The sequence below is a fragment of the Solibacillus sp. FSL H8-0538 genome (genome assembly GCF_038003525.1).
Taxonomy (GTDB): domain Bacteria; phylum Bacillota; class Bacilli; order Bacillales_A; family Planococcaceae; genus JBBOPI01.
In genome coordinates this window covers 3142071-3164305 of the sequence record NZ_JBBOPI010000001.1, presented here as the reverse complement: position 1 = coordinate 3164305, position 22235 = coordinate 3142071, and the positions used below count along the sequence as shown (strand labels likewise).

The 22235-nt window shown below is 40.3% G+C and carries 20 protein-coding genes; 13 read left to right on the top strand and 7 right to left on the bottom strand.

The window, feature by feature from the left end; genetic code table 11:
* The first annotated feature begins 154 nt into the window (after positions 1-154).
* The 7 genes from MHH87_RS15150 (at position 155) to nagB (ending at position 7192) form a co-directional block, all read left to right on the top strand.
* The gene (locus MHH87_RS15150; RefSeq protein WP_340750082.1) at positions 155-2707 is read left to right on the top strand and encodes a phage tail protein; all 2553 of its coding nucleotides are present in this window, start codon (positions 155-157) and stop codon (positions 2705-2707) included.
* Positions 2708-2720: 13 nt separating this feature from the next.
* Positions 2721-3206: a DUF2577 family protein gene (locus MHH87_RS15145; RefSeq protein ID WP_340750081.1), complete on the top strand. Its 486-nt coding sequence runs from the start codon at positions 2721-2723 to the stop codon at positions 3204-3206.
* 57 nt (positions 3207-3263) lie between these two features.
* Positions 3264-3683 (top strand): hypothetical protein, encoded by a 420-nt coding sequence (locus MHH87_RS15140; RefSeq protein WP_340750080.1) that lies wholly within the window; start codon positions 3264-3266, stop codon positions 3681-3683.
* Between the two features lie 2 nt (positions 3684-3685).
* Complete coding sequence (locus MHH87_RS15135; RefSeq protein WP_340750079.1) at positions 3686-4123, top strand: phBC6A51 family helix-turn-helix protein; 438 nt, start codon at positions 3686-3688, stop codon at positions 4121-4123.
* Between the two features lie 359 nt (positions 4124-4482).
* Positions 4483-5115, top strand: a complete 633-nt coding sequence (locus MHH87_RS15130; RefSeq protein WP_340750078.1) for a recombinase family protein — start codon at positions 4483-4485, stop codon at positions 5113-5115.
* A 304-nt stretch (positions 5116-5419) separates the two neighbouring features.
* On the top strand, positions 5420-5758 hold the full coding sequence (locus MHH87_RS15125) for a hypothetical protein (RefSeq protein WP_340750077.1): 339 nt from the start codon (positions 5420-5422) through the stop codon (positions 5756-5758).
* A gap of 690 nt (positions 5759-6448) precedes the next feature.
* A complete protein-coding gene (gene nagB / locus MHH87_RS15120; RefSeq protein WP_340750076.1) occupies positions 6449-7192 on the top strand; it encodes a glucosamine-6-phosphate deaminase in 744 nt (247 codons plus the stop codon).
* Between the two features lie 85 nt (positions 7193-7277).
* On the opposite strand, the gene MHH87_RS15115 is transcribed toward nagB, so the two are convergent.
* A complete protein-coding gene (locus MHH87_RS15115) occupies positions 7278-8156 on the bottom strand; it encodes a DMT family transporter (RefSeq protein ID WP_340750075.1) in 879 nt (292 codons plus the stop codon).
* A gap of 127 nt (positions 8157-8283) precedes the next feature.
* Between MHH87_RS15115 and MHH87_RS15110 the strand changes: the two genes are divergently transcribed.
* Entirely contained in the window at positions 8284-9195 is a 912-nt protein-coding gene (locus tag MHH87_RS15110; RefSeq protein ID WP_340750074.1) for a S66 peptidase family protein, read from the top strand.
* 58 nt (positions 9196-9253) lie between these two features.
* On the opposite strand, the gene MHH87_RS15105 is transcribed toward MHH87_RS15110, so the two are convergent.
* Complete coding sequence (locus MHH87_RS15105) at positions 9254-9946, bottom strand: B3/B4 domain-containing protein (RefSeq protein WP_340750073.1); 693 nt, start codon at positions 9944-9946, stop codon at positions 9254-9256.
* Positions 9947-10099: 153 nt separating this feature from the next.
* Between MHH87_RS15105 and queG the strand changes: the two genes are divergently transcribed.
* Positions 10100-11233 (top strand): tRNA epoxyqueuosine(34) reductase QueG, encoded by a 1134-nt coding sequence (gene queG / locus MHH87_RS15100; RefSeq protein WP_340750072.1) that lies wholly within the window; start codon positions 10100-10102, stop codon positions 11231-11233.
* An 18-nt stretch (positions 11234-11251) separates the two neighbouring features.
* A complete protein-coding gene (gene trmL / locus MHH87_RS15095) occupies positions 11252-11725 on the top strand; it encodes a tRNA (uridine(34)/cytosine(34)/5-carboxymethylaminomethyluridine(34)-2'-O)-methyltransferase TrmL (protein WP_340750071.1) in 474 nt (157 codons plus the stop codon).
* Between the two features lie 60 nt (positions 11726-11785).
* On the opposite strand, the gene MHH87_RS15090 is transcribed toward trmL, so the two are convergent.
* Entirely contained in the window at positions 11786-12550 is a 765-nt protein-coding gene (locus tag MHH87_RS15090) for a sporulation protein (RefSeq protein WP_340750070.1), read from the bottom strand.
* Between the two features lie 114 nt (positions 12551-12664).
* On the bottom strand, positions 12665-13552 hold the full coding sequence (locus tag MHH87_RS15085) for a VOC family protein (RefSeq protein WP_340750069.1): 888 nt from the start codon (positions 13550-13552) through the stop codon (positions 12665-12667).
* Positions 13553-14012: 460 nt separating this feature from the next.
* Between MHH87_RS15085 and MHH87_RS15080 the strand changes: the two genes are divergently transcribed.
* Positions 14013-14177, top strand: a complete 165-nt coding sequence (locus MHH87_RS15080; RefSeq protein WP_340750068.1) for a multidrug ABC transporter ATPase — start codon at positions 14013-14015, stop codon at positions 14175-14177.
* 179 nt (positions 14178-14356) lie between these two features.
* Complete coding sequence (locus MHH87_RS15075; protein WP_340750067.1) at positions 14357-16636, top strand: S9 family peptidase; 2280 nt, start codon at positions 14357-14359, stop codon at positions 16634-16636.
* Between the two features lie 140 nt (positions 16637-16776).
* Here MHH87_RS15075 and MHH87_RS15070 read toward each other — a convergent pair whose 3' ends face one another.
* A complete protein-coding gene (locus tag MHH87_RS15070; RefSeq protein WP_340750066.1) occupies positions 16777-18396 on the bottom strand; it encodes a long-chain fatty acid--CoA ligase in 1620 nt (539 codons plus the stop codon).
* Positions 18397-18630: 234 nt separating this feature from the next.
* Positions 18631-19932, bottom strand: coding sequence for an NCS2 family permease (locus tag MHH87_RS15065; RefSeq protein WP_340750065.1), 1302 nt, complete (start codon positions 19930-19932; stop codon positions 18631-18633).
* Between the two features lie 159 nt (positions 19933-20091).
* On the opposite strand from MHH87_RS15065, the gene MHH87_RS15060 reads away from it, so the two are divergent.
* Entirely contained in the window at positions 20092-20922 is an 831-nt protein-coding gene (locus MHH87_RS15060) for an aldo/keto reductase (RefSeq protein WP_340750064.1), read from the top strand.
* Positions 20923-21373: 451 nt separating this feature from the next.
* On the opposite strand, the gene MHH87_RS15055 is transcribed toward MHH87_RS15060, so the two are convergent.
* Positions 21374-22207 carry an RluA family pseudouridine synthase gene (locus tag MHH87_RS15055; protein WP_340750063.1) on the bottom strand — a complete coding sequence of 278 codons (834 nt, stop codon included), beginning with the start codon at positions 22205-22207 and terminating at the stop codon, positions 21374-21376.
* Between the last annotated feature and the right edge of the window lie 28 nt (positions 22208-22235).

Sequence of the window (22235 nt, the reverse complement as noted above, 5' to 3'; positions counted from 1 at the left end):
GTCCGTATTATGCGGACACCAACGGTAATTTTGATTAAGTTGGCATGATAGTTGAAACCTCCAAACGTTCGTCGCCTGGAAAACGATGGGCAAAACTTGGCGCTTGCTTAATTGCAGGCGCTTTTTTATTTGAAATAAGAAAGGGTGAGAGCCGATGGCTTACGATTTAAAAGCAGTATTTAGCGTTCAAGATAGAGCGAGCGCAACCATACGCAAAATTACGCAGGAAGTTAACAAGTTAGAAAGAGCGATGAAAGAAGTATCATCCGCTTCACAGCGCATGGGTACGGCTCTTAGAAACAACGGAAATGTAATGGGTCAAACTACGAATAATGTTAATCGCGTGAATAACGCATATCGAACGTATAACAATACCGTAAATAATGTCTCAACCGTTGTTAATCGTAATACAAGCACGGTAAATAACAATAGTAGCGCAGTTATAAACAACATTACGCAGATAAATCGATATAGTTCCGCATCCTCGCGCATGGCAGCTAGTGCGTATACACAAAATTCAGCGCTACAAAGCTTACGAGGTACTTTAACGGGACTGGCCGGAGCATATCTCGGAGTACAAGGCGCGCAGAAACTCTTTTCTTCGACCGTTGGCGGTGCAGCTAAGTATGAACAAGCAAGCGTTACTTTGAAAGCGATGATTGATGACGATGCGCTATACAAATCGTATATGGGGGTTATAGACAAAATTTCTATAGACAGCCCACTTTTAAATAGCGCAGACATGGTTAGTGGAAGTAAAGGATTACTGGCATTAACCAAAGACTTGGGTACGTTGGAGCAGAGTTGGAAAACAATTGAGAAGTTGAACGTATTGTCACCCGAGGCCGGTGTCGATGGAGCAGTTTTTGCACTTAAAGAGTTAGCGAGTTCTGATATAGTTTCGATGGCAGAACGATTCAACATTCCAAAGAAATTTTTACACCAAATTAAAGGGTTATCGTTCGATAAACAGCTTAACGAGTTAGACAGTATGCTCGCTAAGATGAACATTACCAACGATGTAGTGAATCAGATGGGTAAAACTTCGCTAGGGCAATGGAACTCGCTAAATGAGCGTGTAGCAACATTTATGCGCCAGTTGGGTGCAGAGCCAAACACCGTACTCGGTGACGTCTTATTCAATCTAAATGATGCGCTAGGTAAGTTAGATACGAGTAAATTAGCGAAGTCAGTCGGCGATGCAGTAGGTACTGGACTAAAAACGGTAATCGACTTTACTAAAAAAGTATGGAACATGCGAGAAACGATTTTATCAATCCTTAAACCGATCGGCATGTTCGCAGCTACCGTTGCAGGTATCGTTGCAGCAACAAAAGGATTCGGATTAATCACCGCAACCCTCGGATTTTTAGTAAGCCCTATCGGGTTACTGGCCGGCGGTATTTTAGCGGTAGGAGCAGGCTTCAAGTATCTATACGAAAATAGCGATGGATTCCGTGGGACGGTCGCAGGAACCGTAGGAGTCGCTAAATCACTCTTTAGCGCAATCGGTGGCGGACTTAATGCAGTAAATCAAGCGACACAACCGCTACAAGACTTCTTTAAGACGTTAAATGAGAAGTTAACGAGCGGAGTGTTTACCGGCATTTTAGACCGTGACAAGGACGCAGTAGCCGCAGCACTATCCGTAGCAGGAAAGATTACTAGCACAATCGGTAAAGTAGGCGATTTCATCACTACGTTTAAGCAAGCGATGTCGGGCGGACTATTTACCGGAATATTGGACCGCGACCAGGGTGCAGTAGGGTTAGCGCTAGGTCTTGCGGATAAAATTAAAACTACGTTTAGTACGGTGAAGGACTACATTGCTAATAAAGTCGTAGAGTTACAGCCTACTTTTGCGATGCTAAGTGCCGGATTTACTAGTACGGTAAGCACGATAACAACGATCCTAACGACTTTGTGGTCAATTGCAGGACCGGTTCTTTCGCTATTATGGAACGCTATACAAATTCTAGGCGACGTAGTAGGGATTATTTTTAATAACGTAATCGCACCGTCATTCATGTTTACAACTAAGCTCCTTAGCGTTATGTGGTCAATTGCAGGACCTATCCTATCGCTTTTTGGTGCAGGAATCGGTGTACTCGGGCAAATCATCAAGCTAATGTGGGACACAATTCTAATGCCGTTTGTTGATTATATATCGTCGGGATTAGTGGGAGCGCTCGAATATGTAATGCCGGTACTTGATAAGGTGGGAGCGGTATTCCAAACAATCGGAGGTTACATTCAATATGCTGCGGAAAAAGTGAGCGATTTTATCGGCGCAGTTAAAAACGTCAAGATTCCGGACATTGTCAGCAAACTAGGTTCAGGCGCCATTAACCTCGTAAATAAAGTAATGCCGGACGTAAAAGGCTCGCACTATAACGGCGCTACGCGTATCGGCACCGAGGGGCTTTACCAGCTGCACGTAGGAGAGCGAGTTCTTACCCGCCATGATGCCGATAATTATGACAGTGTAGTTGGCGGATTATCATATGGCCAAGCGCAAACAGGCGTTACAAATAATTATTCGACGGTAAATAATACGTCAGCTAGTGGAAATGGCGGTAGTGGCGGCCCTCGTAGTGTTGTTCTAAATATGAATGGTGCTATTAAAGTTCGTGAGGAAACGGATATTAAAAAAATAGCAGACGAATTATACGTTTTATTATCGACAGGAGGTATGCAATATATCTAATCCAATGAGAGGTTTGCCAATTGAAGGCGATGGCGGATCAAAGTTACTCGAGCTTATTCGCCGTGTTGGGTATAGTAAGCCGCTCGATTTATTAGTCGGAACAGTCAAAAAAGGCTTCCCCGATTTTGAAATTACACTTGATAAAGACGGACGTACACTCGATAAAGATTTCTTTTATGTGCCACGCAATCTAACACGCCATAAACGTGTAATGACAATGCGTAAATGCACAGATGAATACTTTGGCGGAGAATTTCCGACGAATATTCGCTTTGCCAGCTCTAACGTCAATGAGACGATGACACCTGCAGGAATGGGACCACATACGCATGATATTACGCGAGTGGAAATGTCCGACGTACAAAACGAGTTTGAAATGGTTAACGTTGAAGTCGAGTATCAAGACGAGCTGCGCGAAGGTGATCGCGTTATCTGCATAGAGATGGAAGAAGCGATGATGTTCTATATCCTGGACGTTGTTAAATTCTATGGCGATTAAATTAAACGAGAGGCAGGCGCTATTTGCGTTTGCCCTTTTATATTGGAGGGAAAGCGTGTGGAATTTAGAACGAATAAACAACTAAGGGCGGAATTACGTCATCTAGACGGATTGCTCGGTGATGATTACGAGCCAGCACCGCCTTCATGTGATTACGAGGCATTAGAAGTATATGAGCGCCATTTCAGCGAGGCCCGCGCCTTCTTATTGGCATATGCTGACATTCTCGCGCAGACCGGTAAGCCGTACCACATTGAGGAATCACCAAAGATTCGCGAATGGATTGAGGCGTTTGATTCCGTCAGCCAGTGTCATGAGACAGTCTTAGCGACCACTAACTTTATGATCGCGCATAGCTTAAAGCAGGCAATCGGGCAAGTAGCGGCAGGCAATCCGTATACTAGCGCTTTTTTCATTATCGGGGCGGTCAATAAACCGTACGAACCCTACTACAACGAATTTATCGGAGGTAACTAACGATGACAAACAAACCTACACTAGACGCCTTAAAGGCGAAGTTAACGCCAGGTCAATTACGAGCAGGCGAACTTTTACTCGAGAAAGAATACGCACCAAAAGGCGAGAAAGCGACCTATGCGGAAATTGCGGAGCAAGTCGGGATTGATACGAGTACGCTATATCACTGGCGCCAAAATTCAGACTTTGTTCAGTACCTTGCGGCGGTTAGTGATACGAAATTAGATAGCGCTCGCGCAGCTGCCGACGCTCAATTGATGCGCCTGGTAAACGGTACATCAAATAACGGCATGGCGAGCATTAAGGCGCTAGAATTGTACTACAAGCTAATCGGAAAACTAGTCGATAAGCGTGAGGTTGTATCAACGCCGAAGGAAACGGACGCACACGATGTTGACCGTATTAAAGCAGAGATCGAGCGCCTACGTGGCGGGAACTAAATAACGCAAAACTAACGGGCATTCCTTCGGGAGTGTCCGTCTTTTTTTATGTCCGCATGGTCACGAATAATCACGAAATCAGCGGGTGGGCGGGGCTGGCGGAGACGGGTCTCGTATATCTCCAGGGTTCATGTGACGCTATATTTGACATATCCATGCGATTTAACGCCGTTTAGAGTCGTGAATGAGCGTTCGTAATCGTACACGTTTGCGAACATTTCGAACGGTGTTATTTAACAACGTTCTTAGCGTTCTTAATGGTGTTAATTTAATTTAGGAACGTTCAACGTTTTGTTTTGACCTTTACGAACGCTTGCGATATAGTTAACGTAACAACTAACACGGAATGGGGCGTTAATATGGAATATCGTAAAATCGGTTACGCGCGTGTATCAACGAAGGAGCAGAATGAGGCTCGCCAGGTAGACAAATTGACAGAAGCAGGCGTGAGTGAGCGTGACTTATACGTGGATAAGGCGAGCGGTAAGGACTTCAATCGCGAACAGTATCAGATTATGAAGCGGGTACTCCGTAAAGGCGATATTCTGTACGTCCATTCATTAGACCGACTAGGGCGTAATAAGGACGAGATACTAGACGAATGGAAGGATATAACGAAGCTAATTGACGCTGACATAGTAGTTCTCGATATGCCATTACTAGATACAACGAAGCATAAAGACAGCGTCGGGACGTTCGTAGCTGACCTCGTATTGCAAGTGTTATCGTGGATTGCAGAAGATGAACGCGAACGTATTCGTAAGAGACAACGTGAAGGTATAGACGCAGCACAAAAGCGCGGCCAACATCTAGGACGCCCGCGAAAGTCATTTGATACACTAGAGCCAACGGAACGTACGGCATTTGTAGGCGAGTATGGAAGATGGAAAACAGGCGAACAAACGGCGGTTGAAACGTTCAATAAACTTAACTTAACGAAAACAACGTTCTATAAACTCGTAAAAGAATACGAGGCAATGGCGATCGACTAACATCGGTCGTTTTCTTTTCGCCTGCGATTCGCTGACCCCAACGCCACCGTCCGAATATCCGTCCGTCTGACAATCGGCAACCGCGAATATTATTTTCGTATCTCAAGGGTAAAAATTAGCGCAATAATTTTAAAATTCGCAGGGTTAGCGTACTGTCAGATACAATTCTAACGCATTGACATTCGCAAAGTAGGGTAGTTGTGCGTGTGAGTTTATCTGAATGACGTTTAATGACGAATAATTACGGATATTCTTATAAGGGACGTTCAATTAACGTTGATAATTAAATCAATGGAGGTATCTAATGCGAACAGGAGATTTATCTAAAAAATACGATATAGAAGAAGCTACAATTCGTAATTATGCAAGGGATATTCGTAATGTAGTACCGGAGTTCGCTCCGAAAGACTCGATTGGTGCGTTTTACAAAGGGAATGATAAGATTCAAATGGAATGGTTATTAAGTGAAATAAAGAGTGGAAAGAAACCGCGAGATGTTATACCCATTGTAATTAAACGGCTAAAACAAGGAGAAACACCGCATGTAGACAAGGGTTGTTCGTTAATTATTCCGGCTACAACAATTCAAAAATCAAATAATGAGCAACGTATCGTAATAGAAGTAATCGTAAAATTAGCATAGTTTCATCTTTACTTTCCGTCACCTATATCGTACACTAAGTACAAAGAAAAACGGTCGTTTGCGTGTGAAAACGTATAATGTGCGCTATATTAGAACGGTTGCATTACGGGCATGGTTACGTCTCGATGCGCGACTCAAAATCGCGTTCCCTCGGGAGTACCAGTTCGACCCTGGTTACCGGTATCAGAATTAGTGTCTCAATAGAAAGAGCTTTAGCTAAATCAGCTAAAGCTCTTTTTTTTATCAAAACTTACATCTATAGCAATCATCTAAACCTTTCAGCATTTAGCAGCTATTACACTTGAAGTAAATAAACTAGTATAACATCAAGTAGTAACAAGCTATGAATTTAATAATATCTATAAGATTTAAGCATCAATGCCGTAAACTTACAATAAAGCATTCAGCATTTCAAATAATAATTTACGAATACAGTCATTTACTGGAGGGCACTTGAAAAGTGAAGAAATTCGGTTTTATCTAGTATAAATCTTGTTATCATTGAGAGTTATCCGATAGAAACGTAAATTTGTATCACGTTTTTCGTGACAAATCTACTATTTCAGTGGTCACATTTACATGGCGAAATTTTTTTACGGATGAAAAATTATTATTACTTCCACCACTTTAAATTTAGGTATACTATATAATAATTAGTAGTGAAAGTATTGATGTGAAGGTGGTTTTCAGATGAATTCGTTTAAATGGATTGAGGCAAAAAGTTATAATGACATGAGCAGGTTAGGTGCTGAGTTGTTTATTCAGCAGCTACAAGAAAAACCAGCTTCAGTATTAGGATTAGCAACAGGCGGGACACCAGAAGGATTATATGAGGAGCTTGTTCGCAACTACAATGACGGTAAAATAACGTTTGAACAGGCAGTCACATTTAATTTAGATGAATATGTTGGTGTTCCAGTTACTAATAAAGGAAGCTACCATTACTATATGGATGAACAGCTTTTTCAACATGTAAATATGCAGAGTAATAATATTAATATTCCAAATGGCAATGTAACCGATTTAAACGCTTCTGCTGAGGCGTATGAGGCGCTTATACAGGAAGCAGGAGGAATTGACTTACAACTATTAGGAATCGGTGTCAACGGTCATATTGGCTTTAATGAGCCTAGTACATCATTCACATCGACAACACATATTGTGGAACTTACATCGTCAACACGCGAGGCAAATCAAATTTATTTTGAGCAACCAAAAGATGTGCCAACGCATGCGATTACAATGGGCATTCAAACGATAGTACAAGCAAAAAAAATTGTAGTATTAATCTCAGGTGCATCTAAGCAGGAAGCATATGACCGATTACGAAGTGGTGATATTTCAGAGGATTTCCCAGCAAGTGCACTCCATATGCATTCCGATGTAACAGTTATTTTTACGGACATTAGAAACACACAATTCTCCCAAGAATAGGACAAGATGATGTTCTTTATTATTTGGTTAAGAAAGGTATAATTTCGTAACCATTAAAATAAGAGGTGTGCACAATGCGCGCCTCTTATTTTTTATTCGTTAGTAATACGCCGCCTACAATAGCTAGGCCACCAATAATTTGTGCTGGCAAAACGTCTTCTCCAAGGAAGATGACAGCAAAAATAGATGCAAATAGAGGAATGAAATTTAGATAAATACTCGCTTTATTTGCTCCGAGTGATACAACCCCGCTATTCCAACTAAGAAAGGCGACAATTGATGCGATAATGCCAACATATAAAATGGCGCTAATCGTAGAAAACGACCAGTAAATCGTCGTTGTTGTTTTCAACAGCTCATAAACGGTAAATGGTACTAGCATAATTGCTCCAATTGCTATCGTGACAAGGAATGTTGAATAGCCTGGTAGACGTCCTGCAAACTGTTTAATAAGAAGGGAATAAACGCTCCAACAAAACACTGCCATTAAAACGACCAAATCCCCCTTATTAAATGTAAAGGCAACAATACTTTCAATAGAGCCACCTGAAATAATGAATAATACCCCTAGTAAAGATAGTCCTGTGCCAAGAAGTTGGAACTTTGTTAAATGTTCTTTCAAGAAAATGAACGATAGTATGTAAATAATAATTGGCGTGGATGAATTCATTAGTGACGCATTAATGGATGTTGTATAGTGCACGCCGATGTAAACGAGAGTATTAAAGCAAGCCACCCCTGTTAACGCTAAAATAACTACAATTGGCCAGTGAGCTTTAAGCATTGACCATTCTTTTTTCGTGCGTCTATAAACAATTGGTAAAAAGACAATAAATGCTGTGCACCAGCGCAGGAACGCGAGTGTTATTGGCGGAATATCGCCAGCAACAGCACGTCCAATAACAAAGTTTCCACCCCATAAGATCGTGGCGAGTATGAGCAGAAGCTGCGGAGGGAATTTCATATGACTAACTCCTTTATTATTTGAATGTTTAATTAATTATAGGGGTATAAAGTTTTGTTTTGCAATGCACATTCGAGAAAAGCTGTATGATACAATATCAACACTAATAGAAGGAGGGCGATTAGCTATGAAGATCCGTCCAAATCGAATACAACAAGGGGATACAGTGGGTGTTGTGGCACTAAGTAGCCCAGTTAATATGGAACAGCTCGGCGACAGACTTAAAATTTTCCAGGAGCTCGGCTTACGTTATAAATTAGGAAATACGATTGCACCGTTTGATGGCTATCTAGCAGGTACGGATGCCGAACGCGTAGCCGATTTACATGAAATGGTTCGTGATTCAGAGGTGAAGGGAATCTTTTGTGTGCGTGGTGGCTACGGGCTTGGACGTATTGCAGATCAAATTGATTATGCCTTATTAGAGGAAAATCCAAAAATTATTTGGGGCTTTTCAGATGTGACATACTTACATACAGCGGTCAATGAATTCTCAGACTTAGTTACGTTCCATGGGCCAATGCTTTCGGGTGGTGATGCGCCTTTAGATGAACTATCAAAAAAGATGTACCAGCAGCTCTTTAACCCAATGGAAATTCAGTATAGTGAAATGATTGCACCGCTTCAAACGATTCATGAAGGTGTTGCGCGCGGCGAGATAACGGGTGGAAATTTAAACCGTTTTACCGGGACACTCGGGACGAAGTTTGAAATTGATGTGCGTGGCAAGCTGTTATTAATGGAGGATGTGGGTGAATCCATTGAACGTATCGATAGCATGCTCAATCAACTACGATTAGCACGAAAACTAGAGCAGGCGGCAGGCTTTATCATTGGTAGCTTTACGAAGCTTGGTAATGGTGAAACGGAGGAAGATGTTGTAAGTCTAATTGCTGATTATATTAGACCGTTTAATAAACCGGCTGTAGCCGGCTTTAAAATCGGTCACTGTGAACCAAATATCGGTATTCCACTTGGCGTTGATGCTATTTTAGATGCCAATGAGAAGGTACTTCGTATATTACCGGGAGTACAATAATTTTGAGAAGAGGGAGAAGCGATTCTCCCTCTTTGTATTGTTTTTACTAAAGTGATGCTCAACTTAAAGTGATGGTCGGATTTGAAGTTGTAAGAAGTGCGAATGTAAAATCGCCGCCACTAACTTGCGTAAACATTTTACCGGATGATTCCAAAAGTTCCGAGCATTCACCTTCAGAAAGTGAAGGACGTAAATAGAAAATATGTAGTGCCTCCGTTGTTTCCTCGGTTACAGCTGTACGTGCAGAATCAACGAACGGACTGCCAAAGGGACCCTCAGCGTCTTCTGTATAAAGAATATTTTCTAATGAATTATAGCGGCCGTTTAAACCCTCGTACCCAGTTATCTTGTCACCTAACGCAATGTTAATATCCCCCTTCAGCTTAGCCATATCATAAATGCCAATTGGAATTTCATATTGCAGTGAAAAGAAATTATTTAAATCAACAGCTGAATGAAACGGTGTTAAATAGTTCTGCTTGGCGATGCGGCGCATTAAACTTTCTGCAGAATGACGATAACGATTTGGATCAGCGCCGAATGCTTTCCATACTTTACGCCACTCTTGAATGCCTAGGCGTTCAGTTACAGGTTGCTCCTGCATTTCCAGGAATAAGTTTTCCTGATATAGCTGTGTACGGCCTTTAATCATTTGAGGAGATTGTGAGACAACAATTTTGGTATAATGGATAATGCCGATTTTAAGTTGGTCGTTTACCATAGAAAGTGAAGCATTTAATGAAATGTTCATATAGATCACCTACTGTTTTTATTTTGGAAAAGTATAATCACTTAAGAAATGTCTAGGCTTAAACGCCACACCTCCGAGGTCGTTTCGATGACTCAGGTTTGGAGCGCTCCAGCACTTTTCTTAGTATTGTACCATTTGTAAGGAGAGAGTGACATGAATGTCCAACAGCTACAGGCCGATTTAATTGAATATGCAAAGTCCATAGGCGTAGATAAAATTGGCTTCACAATAGCTGCCCCGTTTCATGAGCTGAAAAATCGTTTGCGCCGCCAGCAGGAGCTCGGTTTCCAGTCTGGCTTTGAGGAGTCTGATGTTGAGCTGCGAACAGAGCCGCTTCGCTTACTTAAAGATGCGGAAAGCATAGTAGCGATTGCAATTGCCTATCCGTCGCGCATGCAGGATGCGCCACAAGGAAAGAAGGGCGAGCGTCGCGGTATTTTTTGCCGTGCGTCCTGGGGTGTGGATTATCATACCGCCGTTCGTGAACGTCTGCAGTTACTGGAAGCTTGGCTAACGGAGCGCGTACCGGGTGTGAACATGAAGTCAATGGTTGATACGGGAGAGCTTGTCGACCGTGCTGTTGCTGAACGTGCAGGTATTGGCTGGAGCGGCAAAAACTGCTCGATTATTACGCCCGAGTTCGGATCGTATGTGTATTTAGGCGAGCTAATGACGAACATCCCATTTGCACCGGATACCCCGATGGAGGATGAATGTGGGGATTGTACACTTTGTATTGATGTTTGTCCGACGGGTGCCATTGTTGGACCGGGTCAACTGAATTCACAGCGTTGCATTGCCTTTCTAACACAAACAAAGGGCTTTTTGCCGGAAGAGTTTCGTGGGAAAATTGGCAACCGCTTGTACGGCTGTGATACGTGCCAAACCGTGTGTCCGAAAAATAAAGGGAAGCTAAATTGGATTCATGATGAATTCAAGCCTGATCCAGAGTTGGCGAAGCCGCTATTACAGCCATTACTCAAAATTTCAAATAAAGAATTCAAAGCGAAATTTGGCCATGTTTCCGGATCATGGCGCGGCAAGAAACCGATACAGCGAAATGCCATTTTAGCACTTGCACATTTTAAGGAAGTCACAGCTGTGCCAGAATTAATTGAGCTTTTGCAGCGTGATGAACGTCCGGTAATTCGTGGGACGGCTGCGTGGGCACTTGGGAAAATTGGCGGTGTGGGTGTTGAGGAAGTACTGCTTGATGCAAAGGCGCGCGAGCAGGACACGGAAGTGCTTGCTGAAATTGATAAAGGGCTTGCGCTGTTAACTATTTAAGAGAGAAGGGTCATTGTTTTGCCAAATCATATTGTTTTATACCAACCAGAAATCCCTGCGAATACGGGAAATATTGCACGTACTTGCGCAGGAACAAATACATCACTTCATTTAATTCGTCCACTTGGCTTTTCAACGGACGATAAAATGCTAAAGCGTGCGGGTCTTGATTACTGGGAGCATGTGAATGTGGTGTATCACGATTCATTAGAAGATTTCATCGCCTATGCTGAAGGTGGGGATGTGTATTTAATCGAAACGTATAGCGATGAGCCTTACACAACACATGATTTTAGTGACACAACACGTGATATTTATTTCGTGTTCGGCCGTGAAACAACGGGCTTACCTAAGGATTTTGCATATGAACGAAAAGATATGTGTTTACGCATTCCGCAAAGTGACCATATCCGTTCATTGAATTTATCGAATACCGCAGCAATCGTAATTTATGAAGTGTTGAGACAACAGAATTACCCTGGATTAAAATAATGAAAAGGCATCTCCGCAATATTTGTGGGAGATGCCTCTTTCATTTGGGCGATTTATCTATTACATATAACGCTCAATTGCTTCTGCAATTTTTGATGGAATATTATCGTTAGCATGAAGGGATAAACGCACGTGACTTTCATCCATATCAAGTGCTTCTGATAGAAAACTACCAAGACCACGAGCACGACGGTCTATTTGCATTAAAATTTCAGCTGAATTAGCTGTTTGCGAGACAAAGATAAGTTCAAGCTCGTCTAAACGACGGCGAAACGTTTGGTTTGTTGGTGAAAATTCAAATTCTTGTACAATCGGTGTTTGGCGACGTAAATAAGCAGGCGCTATTTCGCAATCCACTTTACGTAAACGGAAACCAAGGTTTTGTACGGCACTTAACACACTATTAGCTAGCGGTGTTGGCTGAATGTCGATAAAATCCTTATCGTTTGGATCAATCGCATTTTTAATATCGAGCCCTGTATGAATCCAAACACGTGATTGACCGGCTGTAACTGGGACATCAAATGGTAATGTAAAGGAAAATGGAATTTCACGTTTTTCATTTGCTTTGATGGTAAGTGTTTCATTCACTTGAATTTTTGAAATAGCCGCTTGCTCAGTTACCTTTGTGTCATTTACTTCCTTAATATAATTCGTATAAAGTGTTAAGTAAATGGCATCAATTTGCTGTTCTGTGTTGCCACCAATAATTTCTACGATACCACTTACTGTATCGCCAGCAGTGTATGTAGACTTTTGTAATTTTGTATCCACTGTAGCTGCGCCAATACCGACACTTGCTAAAATTTTGTTAAATAGAGACATCCTAATCCCTCCAACTATTTGATAATAATGTATACGTTAATATTTCCAAAAAGTTTCACACAAATATAAAAAGGTATTCAAAAAATTAATTTTGAATACCTTTCTTCAACTAGACTATTCGCCCTCTGCTGTAAAGACAATGCGGATGCCATTTGGGTCAACAACTGAGAATAATTGAGTACCACCATAAGCGGGTGCTTCTTCAAAGTGTTCAACTGTATAGCCAGCTGTTTGTAAGTTAGCTTTCACTTTTTCAGCATATGCAGCATCCTCTAAAACGACTGTATACGATTTTAACCCTACTGTATTGGCAGGAGCTGGTACACCGCCACCACTATGCCAAGTGTTTAAGCCAAGGTGGTGATGGTATTTACCTGTAGAGATGAATAAAGCTTGTGCGCCGTAGCGAGTGACAACTTCATAATCTAATACCGCAGTATAAAATTTTTCTGTAGCGGCAATATCAGAAATTGATAAATGGATATGTCCCATTACCGTGCCTATTGGTAATCCGCCCCATTTACCATCTGCTTCAGCTAGGATTGGTTGAAAGTTTAAATGCTCTGTAGTCATGTGTACATAACCTTCGCTATTCCAAGTCCATTCTGATGCGTCACGGTCAACGTAAATTTCAATGCCGTTACCATCCGGATCATTTAAATAAAGTGCTTCACTGACATCATGATCTGATGCGCCGACACGTACATTTAATTCAACGAAATGCTGAACGATGTTGCCTAAATCCTTGCGAGAGGGAAGAAGTAATGCAAAGTGGTAAAGACCAGTGTAACCACCACGTAATGGTTGTACATTTGCTACTTCTACTAATGATAAAAGACTATTTTTACCATCAAATGTTAAATAAGCTGTATCTTCAGTTTGCTTGAGCACTTCAAAGCCAATAATTGTTGTGTAGTATTCAAGGGAACGTGTTAAATCGGAAACTTTTAATTGAACATGTGAAGTGTACATATTTGGTTTTTTATGAAAAGGTGTAGTCATGTTAAATAATCCCCTTTAACAGATGTTTATTTTTAATAATTAACTTACTATATGTAACTAATATAAATGCTGAATGGTAAAAAGTCAAACAAAAAAAGACAACTGTGAAATCTCACGGTTGTCTTTCGTTTAGTGGTTAGAAAGTATAATTTTCTTAACCACATCATAAAGGACATCATCTCTCCATATTTTCGGACGAGATGCGTCTTTCTAAAAAGCTAACGAAAATTAGCTTTCTTTAGAGACAGGTTTGCCTTCATAACCAGCAGTGAAGATTGCAGTTAAGAAAGAGACACAAACACCAAGAATTAAAATTAATTTCATGGAAGTACCCTCCTCATGTTTAATAAAACTCACTTCCAAGTATAGCTTATCTGAAATCAGTTGCCTATACAAAATTATGAGGTAAATGATCTAAAAAATCCAAAAAGGGAATAATAGCTGAAAAGGAGGTATTGTGATGGACGATGAATCAAGAAAGATTGTAAATGGGAATATGGCCAATTCAATGGAAGAAGTAAAACTCCTCGGAAAGCAAATGGAAAATATGAGAGATGATCAACAACTAGTAGAGGATGACCGCATTCCAGATCCGCGGCAATTCGATGACAAAGACAAAAATTAATGAAAAAGAGCCACAAATTAGGGATTTCCTCATTTGTGGCTCTTTCTTTTTGTTGTTGAGGCTTCCTAATTTCCCTTTAGAGAGACCTTAAAAAACTGAATTTTTTTGATAATATAAACCGTTTATCACCTCTGTATGTTATCCTTAATATTGTAAAAAAAGGAAGGAGATGTATAAGTATGTTAAAAAGATTGTTATCATCTATTTTAGTGCTAGGTCTCTTTGTATCTCTACCGCTTTCAACTTTTGCTAATAACACATCTACGCCAGCGAACAAAGAGGTTGATTTAGCAGCTATTAATCAAAATGTACGAGTTACAGTAGAAGCTTTTCTCGAACATGCAGTAACAGCTCTAACATACCAGCATGGCTCAGAAGTAATGAGAGCTGAAGTAGTCGATAATTGGGTAAATAAAGGAGAATTGAAAAATCTCAAAGCGAATATTACCCAAGAAGAAATTGCACGAGTTTTAATTAGAGCTCTCGGAGTTGAAAAAGCAGAAAAAAGTTTAGCAGATTACAAGAAATCCGCTAATAATCTTGGTCTTTTTAAAGACATTTCTAAAGATAAAAGAATAACTCCTAAAGATTTGGAATTAATTTTTAATAATTATAAGGACGTTAAAAATAAAGCCATTAATGACAAAGGGGTTCAAGAAATCTCAGTAGAAGATTTTATGAAAAACCCTGGAAACTTTGGTTACCAACTTTCTCCTGATGGGAATTATATTTCATACGCTTCATCATGGGAAAGCCGTTCAAATGTTTTTGTTAAAGAGATGAATAGTGACAATGAACCTGTGAGAGTGACAAGCTCTAAAGATCGAGATATTGCAGGATTCTTTTGGAAAGATGATAATATACTATACTTAAAAGATAATGGTGGGGATGAAAATTACCATATTTATTCTTCTTCTTTTAAAGGGGGGAAGGAGAAAGATTTAACGCCATATCCTAACGTTGTAGCATATCCGATTGACTATCTACAAGGTGTAGAAAATGAAATCTTAATCATGATGAATAAAGAAGATTCAACAGCTTTTGATGTTTATAAGTTGAATGTGAAGACGGGTGAAACAACGCTTGTCGCTAAAAATCCTGGGAATATTCAAGGCTGGCTTGCCGATAGTAATGGACAAATTAGAATGGCAATCGAATCTGATGGGGTAGTGGGTACCATTTTATACCGAGATTCAGAAGATGAAGCATTTAAGCCATTTATTATGTTGGAAGCAGGAGATACAGTATCTCCAATTGCCTTCTCAAAAGATAACCAATCCATTTATGCGTTATCTAATAAAAATCGCGATAAAGTGGAACTTGTTAAATTTGATTTAAAAGCTAATGAAGAAGTTATTTTATCCAATCCGAATGTTGATATATCAGGTGCTCTATACAGCTCTAGTAAAGATAGATTACTCTTTGGGGCATATGTAACTGATAAAGCTCATTATGTATTTTTAGATAAAGAATTTGAGAAGATCTTTAATAAAATCAAAGACAAGCTAGGTGTAAGTGAAAGTGAATTTGGCATTAACGATTACAATAAAGAAATGACGAAGTTTATAGTTAGTATTTCGAGCGATAAAGTTTTCGGAAAGTATTATTATTATGATTCAGAAACAGATACAATGACTGAATTAGCGGAGTTAAGTTCTTGGTTAGATCCAAATAAATTGGCTGATATGAATTCGATTTCTTACAAAAGTCGTGATGGCCTTACAATTAATGGGTACTTAACTGTTCCGAATAATAAAACATCAAAAAATTTACCTTTAATTGTGGTTCCACATGGGGGACCATGGGCACGCGATATGTGGGGATTCAACCCAGAAGTTCAGCTACTTGCTAATCGTGGCTATGCCGTACTACAAGTTAATTTCAGATCTTCAACTGGCTATGGTAAGGAATTCCTTGAGGCAGGAAATAAGCAATGGGGATTAAAAATCCAGGATGATATTACAGATGGTGTTCAGTGGGCAATTGATCAAGGAATTGCGGATCCTGAACGAATCGGTATTTACGGGGCATCGTTTGGTGGCTACGCAACATTAGCTGGTATTACGTTTACACCAGATTTATATGCAGCGGCTGTTGATTATGTTGGCGTTTCGAATATCTTTACTTTATTAGAAACGATCCCACCATACTGGGAATCTTCGCTCAATATGTTCTATGAGAGAGTCGGACATCCAGAAAAAGATAAAGAGCTACTAACGGCTGTATCACCAGTTTTCCATGTCGATAAAATTAAGACACCTCTTTTTGTCGCACAAGGTGTAAATGATCCACGTGTCAACAAAACAGAATCTGATCAGATTGTTGAAGCCTTAAGAGCAAGAGGTGTTGATGTGGAATATATGCTAAAAGAAAATGAAGGTCATGGATTTGCCAACGAAGAAAACCGAATCGAGTTTTACAATGCGATGGTCACATTCTTTGATCGTCATCTAAAGTAGAAATACTATGCAATAAAGAAAAGCCGTAATCGATTTGTTGGCGATTACGGCTTTTGTTATGTGGTTAAAAAAGAGAAGCTTTCGTAACCACATGATAGAATATTATTTCTCCCTCATGTTGGGGGAGATGTGTCTTTCAGTTAATTAGGCGTGCTTACTTGATAATCCTTTAATTCTTCACGTAATTTGGCCTTTAAAAATTTTCCTACCGATGTTTTAGGAATTTCGTTTAAAAATACAACATCATCTGGTAGCCACCATTTCGCAAAATCGGCTTCTAATGAGGCAATGAGTTCATCCTTCGTTGCAGTTGCCCCTGCTTTTAAAACGACACAAGCAAGTGGACGTTCCTGCCATTTCGGATGTGGCATCGCAATAACCGCAGCTTCAAATACTGCGGGATGCGTCATGAGGCCATTTTCTAAATCTACAGAGGAAATCCACTCCCCACCAGATTTAATTAAATCCTTTGTACGGTCTGTAATTTTAATGTAGCCTTCTTTTGTCAGAACTGCGATATCGCCAGTGTAAAGCCAACCATCTTGGAAAGCTTCCGCTGTACGCTCATCTTTATAATATTCTTTTGCAATCCATGGCCCACGAATACGGAGTTCACCCATTGTTTGTCCGTCCCAAGGAACTGAACCATTTTCATTGACAACGTCTGTTTCAATTAGTGGTACGGTTAAGCCTTGTGTTGCACGAAGTTCTAGCTTGTCCTCATAATCCCAATCTTCCATCCAAGTAGTGAAGTTTGATAGACTCACGATTGGTGAAGTCTCAGTCATCCCATAGCCGACAATAAATGGTATCCCAAGCTTTTCTTCAAAGGCACGGATTAATCCTTTTGGTGAAGCAGAGCCCCCACATACAACTGAACGTAATGATGAAAGTTCACGCGGGTTGGACTCCTGCTCGGCAAGGACACCCAGCCAAATTGTTGGTACACCAGCCGTTATAGTTACTTTTTCCTGTTCAATGAGATCGAGTAGCAGACTAGGGGTAAACATAGGACCTGGCATTACTTGTGTCATTCCAAAGTTCACTGCAGCAAACGGCATACCCCATGCATTTACGTGGAACATTGGTACAACTGGCATAATCACATCTGCCTCACTCAGTCCAAGTGTATCCTTTAGGCCGAGCGTTAAGCTATGCAGTACTAAACTACGATGTGTATAGACAACACCTTTTGGCATGCCTGTTGTCGCACTTGTATAGCACATTCCAGCAGGCGTATTTTCATCTAAATCATCCGGGAATACAAAATCCTCCGATGCTTCAGCCAGTAGTTGCTCATAGGAATAGACATTGGCAAAGCTCGATTCAGGGACTTCAAACCCATCATGCATGACAATAATATGCTTTATCGATTTTAAATATGGAAGAGCTTTTTCAACGAGTGGGAATAAATCTCCGTCGATAAGTAAAATTTCGTCCTCAGCATGATTAATAACATAAATAATATGCTCCGGTGCGAGACGAATATTAACCATATGAAGAATAGCACCACTACAAGGAACCGCAAAATAAGCTTCTAAGTGACGGTGGTGGTTCCAAGCAAAAGAAGCAACCTTCGTCCCACGTGTCATTCCAAGCTTTGTTAATGCATCTGCTAATCGGCGTGTACGTTTTACATAATCTTTATAAGGAATACGATGCGTTTTCGTTGCGCTCGTTCTAGATATGATGAGCTTTTCGGGGAAATAACGTTCTGCTCGGTTCAAAAAACCTGTTAACAATAAAGGTGTATCCATCATAACAACCAGCTCCTCTAATGTGAAAATAGAACCCGTGACAAAGTGATGTAGCCAACTTTAATTATCGTGATAGTTTAAGAATATTCTGTTAAATGAATTATACGAGATTTAAGAAACATTTGCGAACTAACTTTTCAATAATTTGTAAAATTTATTTTTGACGAGGAAAGTGAAGCAAAGCAGGAACAAAAAAATGCGAGTTTGAGCATAGTTACGCTCAACTCGCATTTCTAATTAATGTGGCATGAATACCAGCTGAATAATAAAGAGTACTCCAAACACATACATTAGCGGATGAATTTCGCGGGCTTGTCCTTTAACGATTTTCAATAAAGGATAAGAAATAAAGCCCAGAGCAATACCTGTTGAAATACTTGATGTAAGTGGCATCGTTAACACAACTAAAAATGCTGGAAATGCTTCCTCAAATTTATCCCACTCAATATGTTTCACAGCACCAATCATTAAACTCCCTACAATAATTAGTGCAGGAGATGTAATCGCTGAAACATTAGATAGAGATGCGACAAGCGGACCGAAAAATGATGCGACAATAAATAAACCAGCTACTGTTAACGAAGTAAGACCTGTACGCCCACCAGCAGCAACACCTGCGCCAGACTCTAAATAAGCTGTTGTTGGACTAGTCCCGAACATCGAACCAACTGTAGTTGCAACCGAGTCAGCGAGTAGAGCATGACGTGCACGCGGTAATTTATTGTTCTTCATTAAACCGGCCTGTTTGGCAACACCGATCATCGTTCCTGTCGTATCAAATAACGTAACTAAAATGAACGAGAACACAACACCGTACAGTCCAAATTCAATGACATTGCTAAATGCTTCGATTGGATTCCAAACTAAAATGCCTTCAGGTAAATGTGGCATTGCAATGATTTTTTCGATGTGCAACTGACCTGTCAAAATTCCGATAATTGACGTCGCGATCATACCTATAAATAGTGCGCCCTTTGCATTGCGAGCCATTAGTACAACCGTTACAGCAAGTCCAAATAACGTCAATAATACTGGAGCTGAGGTTAAATCCCCAAGACCAACTAGGTTTGAATCATTTGCTACAACTAAACCAGACATACGAAGTCCGATAAAGGCAATGAAAAGTCCAATACCAGCTGTAATCGCTAGCTTTAAATTTTCTGGAATAGCAGTAATAAGCTTTTCACGGAACGGAGTTAAACTTAAAATAACAAAAATAATCCCAGCAACAAATACGGCTGAAAACGCGGTTACATAATCAATTTGCCCATTTGATGCCAGGACAACTGTATACGTGAAATACGCATTCAATCCCATTCCCGGTGCAACGGCGATTGGGTAGTTTGCGCACAGTGCCATCCAAGCTGTCCCAATAACAGCGGAAATAATTGTCGCCATGAATACTTGATCTATAGGTACACCAGCGTCTGATAAAATTATCGGGTTCACAACAATAATATAAGCCATTGTTAAAAATGTTGTCAGCCCAGCTAGCATTTCAGTTTTTACTGTTGTATTGTTTTCTTTCAAACGAAACATAAAAATTCCCTCTTTCTAAAACACGAACGTTTTTAAGAACGTTTTATATAATATTCGTTTCAAATCCCTTTTGCAACTATATCAGGCGTTTTTTTTGATATATAAAGAAGTTTAAATTACGCGTATAATTAAAATATTCAAACTCAAGGAGTGACTACGATGAATTTACAATTCACAAGAACTTTAGCAAACGGCGTAGAAATGCCACTTGTAGGGCTAGGTGTTTACAAAATGACGGAGCGCGAGGAAGCTATCTTCGCGATTACAAAGGCGATTGAGGTAGGCTACCGTGCGATTGATACTGCATCTCTATATGATAATGAAGTTGAAGTTGGCGAAGCGATTCGTCACTCTGGCGTAGCACGTGAAGATATTTTTGTGACAACTAAAGTTTGGAATAGTGATCAAGGTTATGACAATACATTGCGGGCTTTCGAGACGTCTTTAAAGAAACTAAACATGGATTATATCGATTTATATTTAACACACTGGCCGGTAGTAGAAAAATTTGAAGATACATACCGTGCGATTGAACGTTTATATGATGAAAAGCTAATTCGCGTAACAGGTGTATCAAATCATCATGAACACCATCTTCAATCTATTTTATCTAAAGCAAATACAGCACCAATGGTAAACCAAGTAGAACTGCATCCGTACTTATCTCAAGAGTCTTTACGTGCCTTCTGTACCGAGCATAATATTGCGGTTACAGCATGGTCACCACTAGGAAGAGGTAATGTACTGGCAGATCCAACCTTATCGGCAATTGGACACGTACATGGTAAATCACCAGCACAAATTGCACTTCGTTGGCATTTACAAAATGATATTATTATCATACCAAAATCTGTCACACCGAAGCGTATCGAAGAAAATATCACTATTTTTGACTTCGAATTAAGTGGTTTAGAGATGCAGCAAATAAATGAATTAAATCGCAACGAACGTATCGGTGCAAATCCCGACAACTTCCACTTTGATTTTTAATTCGGATATCGAATTTTTTTGGAATAGTTAGTATACTAGTGGTTAAACAGTTAAAAGGGAGTTTGACAATATGACAATTTCTAAAACAATTACACTTGCAAATGGTGTAGAAATGCCACGCATCGGTTACGGCGTATTTCGTATGATGAAGCAGTAGGTGTTACGCTGGTAGCTAGAAATTGGAAATATTGCGATTCCGAAATCTGTCACACCAGAACGTATTGCAGAAAATTTAGCTGTATTTAACTTTGGCTTAGCGGTAGATGAAGTAGCAGCCATTACTGCTCTAAACACCTTCCACCGTACAGGCACAGATCCGGATAAAGGTTTTAACGAATAAAACGAACAAGCCCCGTTAGCAGTATTTGCTTAACGGGGCTATTTTAGTAATTATTTTGAAAAAATACGTAATAAAAGACCTTATCTTACATTGGAGCGAGACAGCACTTTCTTAAATATCTTTTACAACAGTCGTTTCATTTAAAAACGGGTGGTTAAATTCTAATTGAATTGCGTGTAGCTCGTAATCGCCGCTAGCTGTTTCACGCGCATCATACATCGTATCGCCAACAATTGGGTGACCTAAATATGCCATGTGTACACGGATTTGGTGTGTACGGCCTGTTTCAAGCACTAAATGCACGACACAAGTTCCTTTATAGCGGTTAACAACTTCATAATGAGTTACGGCGTGTTGTCCAGTGGGTGACACAACGCGGCGTGTAGAGTGGTGACGGTCTTTCCCAATAGCTGCGTTCACTGTACCGCTGTCCGTACGTAGATTTCCTTGAACTTCAGCTGCATAAGTACGAATAATCGTTTTTTCTTCGATCATACGGTCAAAAATTGATTTTGCAATCGGGTGCTTCGCTACAAGGAGTAAGCCTTTAGTTCCTTGATCTAAACGGTGTACATGCTCCGCGTAATGCCCACCGTTTGCTTGAATATAGGCCATCACATGATTCATGCACGTATTGCTGTCCCATTCGTCATTTGGATGCGTGGACATGCCTTTTGGTTTAGAAACGATTAAGCAATGCTCGTCTTCGTATTTAATCTCAACTGTGCAAGCATTAGTTGGCTTGTAGCTTGAAGCCGGTACTTCGAATGAAAATTGTAGCTTTGTCCCCTTTGCCAAAGGGTCTTTCCATAATACAGGCTCGCCGTTTACTGTGACTGCCTTTGCCATGCGCAGCTCGTGCACAATTTTCTTTCCTAAACGCCATTTGTTGCGTAGTAAATCCTCGACCGTTAAGCCATCTTGTACAATTTCATATTGAAACATCTATTTTCCTCCAAAAAAAAATCGTGCT

Excerpts from the sequence above, each read along its gene's own strand:
- MHH87_RS15135 (WP_340750079.1), top strand. The coding sequence starts at position 3,686 with ATGACAAACAAACCTACACTAGACGCCTTAAAGGCGAAGTTAACGCCA.
- MHH87_RS15125 (WP_340750077.1), top strand. The coding sequence starts at position 5,420 with ATGCGAACAGGAGATTTATCTAAAAAATACGATATAGAAGAAGCTACA.
- MHH87_RS15060 (WP_340750064.1), top strand. The coding sequence starts at position 20,092 with ATGAATTTACAATTCACAAGAACTTTAGCAAACGGCGTAGAAATGCCA.
- MHH87_RS15110 (WP_340750074.1), top strand. The coding sequence starts at position 8,284 with ATGAAGATCCGTCCAAATCGAATACAACAAGGGGATACAGTGGGTGTT.
- MHH87_RS15055 (WP_340750063.1), bottom strand. The coding sequence starts at position 22,207 with ATGTTTCAATATGAAATTGTACAAGATGGCTTAACGGTCGAGGATTTA.
- MHH87_RS15065 (WP_340750065.1), bottom strand. The coding sequence starts at position 19,932 with ATGTTTCGTTTGAAAGAAAACAATACAACAGTAAAAACTGAAATGCTA.
- MHH87_RS15150 (WP_340750082.1), top strand. The coding sequence starts at position 155 with ATGGCTTACGATTTAAAAGCAGTATTTAGCGTTCAAGATAGAGCGAGC.
- MHH87_RS15090 (WP_340750070.1), bottom strand. The coding sequence starts at position 12,550 with ATGTCTCTATTTAACAAAATTTTAGCAAGTGTCGGTATTGGCGCAGCT.
- nagB (WP_340750076.1), top strand. The coding sequence starts at position 6,449 with ATGAATTCGTTTAAATGGATTGAGGCAAAAAGTTATAATGACATGAGC.
- MHH87_RS15130 (WP_340750078.1), top strand. The coding sequence starts at position 4,483 with ATGGAATATCGTAAAATCGGTTACGCGCGTGTATCAACGAAGGAGCAG.
- MHH87_RS15115 (WP_340750075.1), bottom strand. The coding sequence starts at position 8,156 with ATGAAATTCCCTCCGCAGCTTCTGCTCATACTCGCCACGATCTTATGG.
- MHH87_RS15105 (WP_340750073.1), bottom strand. The coding sequence starts at position 9,946 with ATGAACATTTCATTAAATGCTTCACTTTCTATGGTAAACGACCAACTT.
- MHH87_RS15075 (WP_340750067.1), top strand. The coding sequence starts at position 14,357 with ATGTTAAAAAGATTGTTATCATCTATTTTAGTGCTAGGTCTCTTTGTA.
- MHH87_RS15085 (WP_340750069.1), bottom strand. The coding sequence starts at position 13,552 with ATGACTACACCTTTTCATAAAAAACCAAATATGTACACTTCACATGTT.
- MHH87_RS15080 (WP_340750068.1), top strand. The coding sequence starts at position 14,013 with ATGGACGATGAATCAAGAAAGATTGTAAATGGGAATATGGCCAATTCA.
- MHH87_RS15070 (WP_340750066.1), bottom strand. The coding sequence starts at position 18,396 with ATGATGGATACACCTTTATTGTTAACAGGTTTTTTGAACCGAGCAGAA.
- queG (WP_340750072.1), top strand. The coding sequence starts at position 10,100 with ATGAATGTCCAACAGCTACAGGCCGATTTAATTGAATATGCAAAGTCC.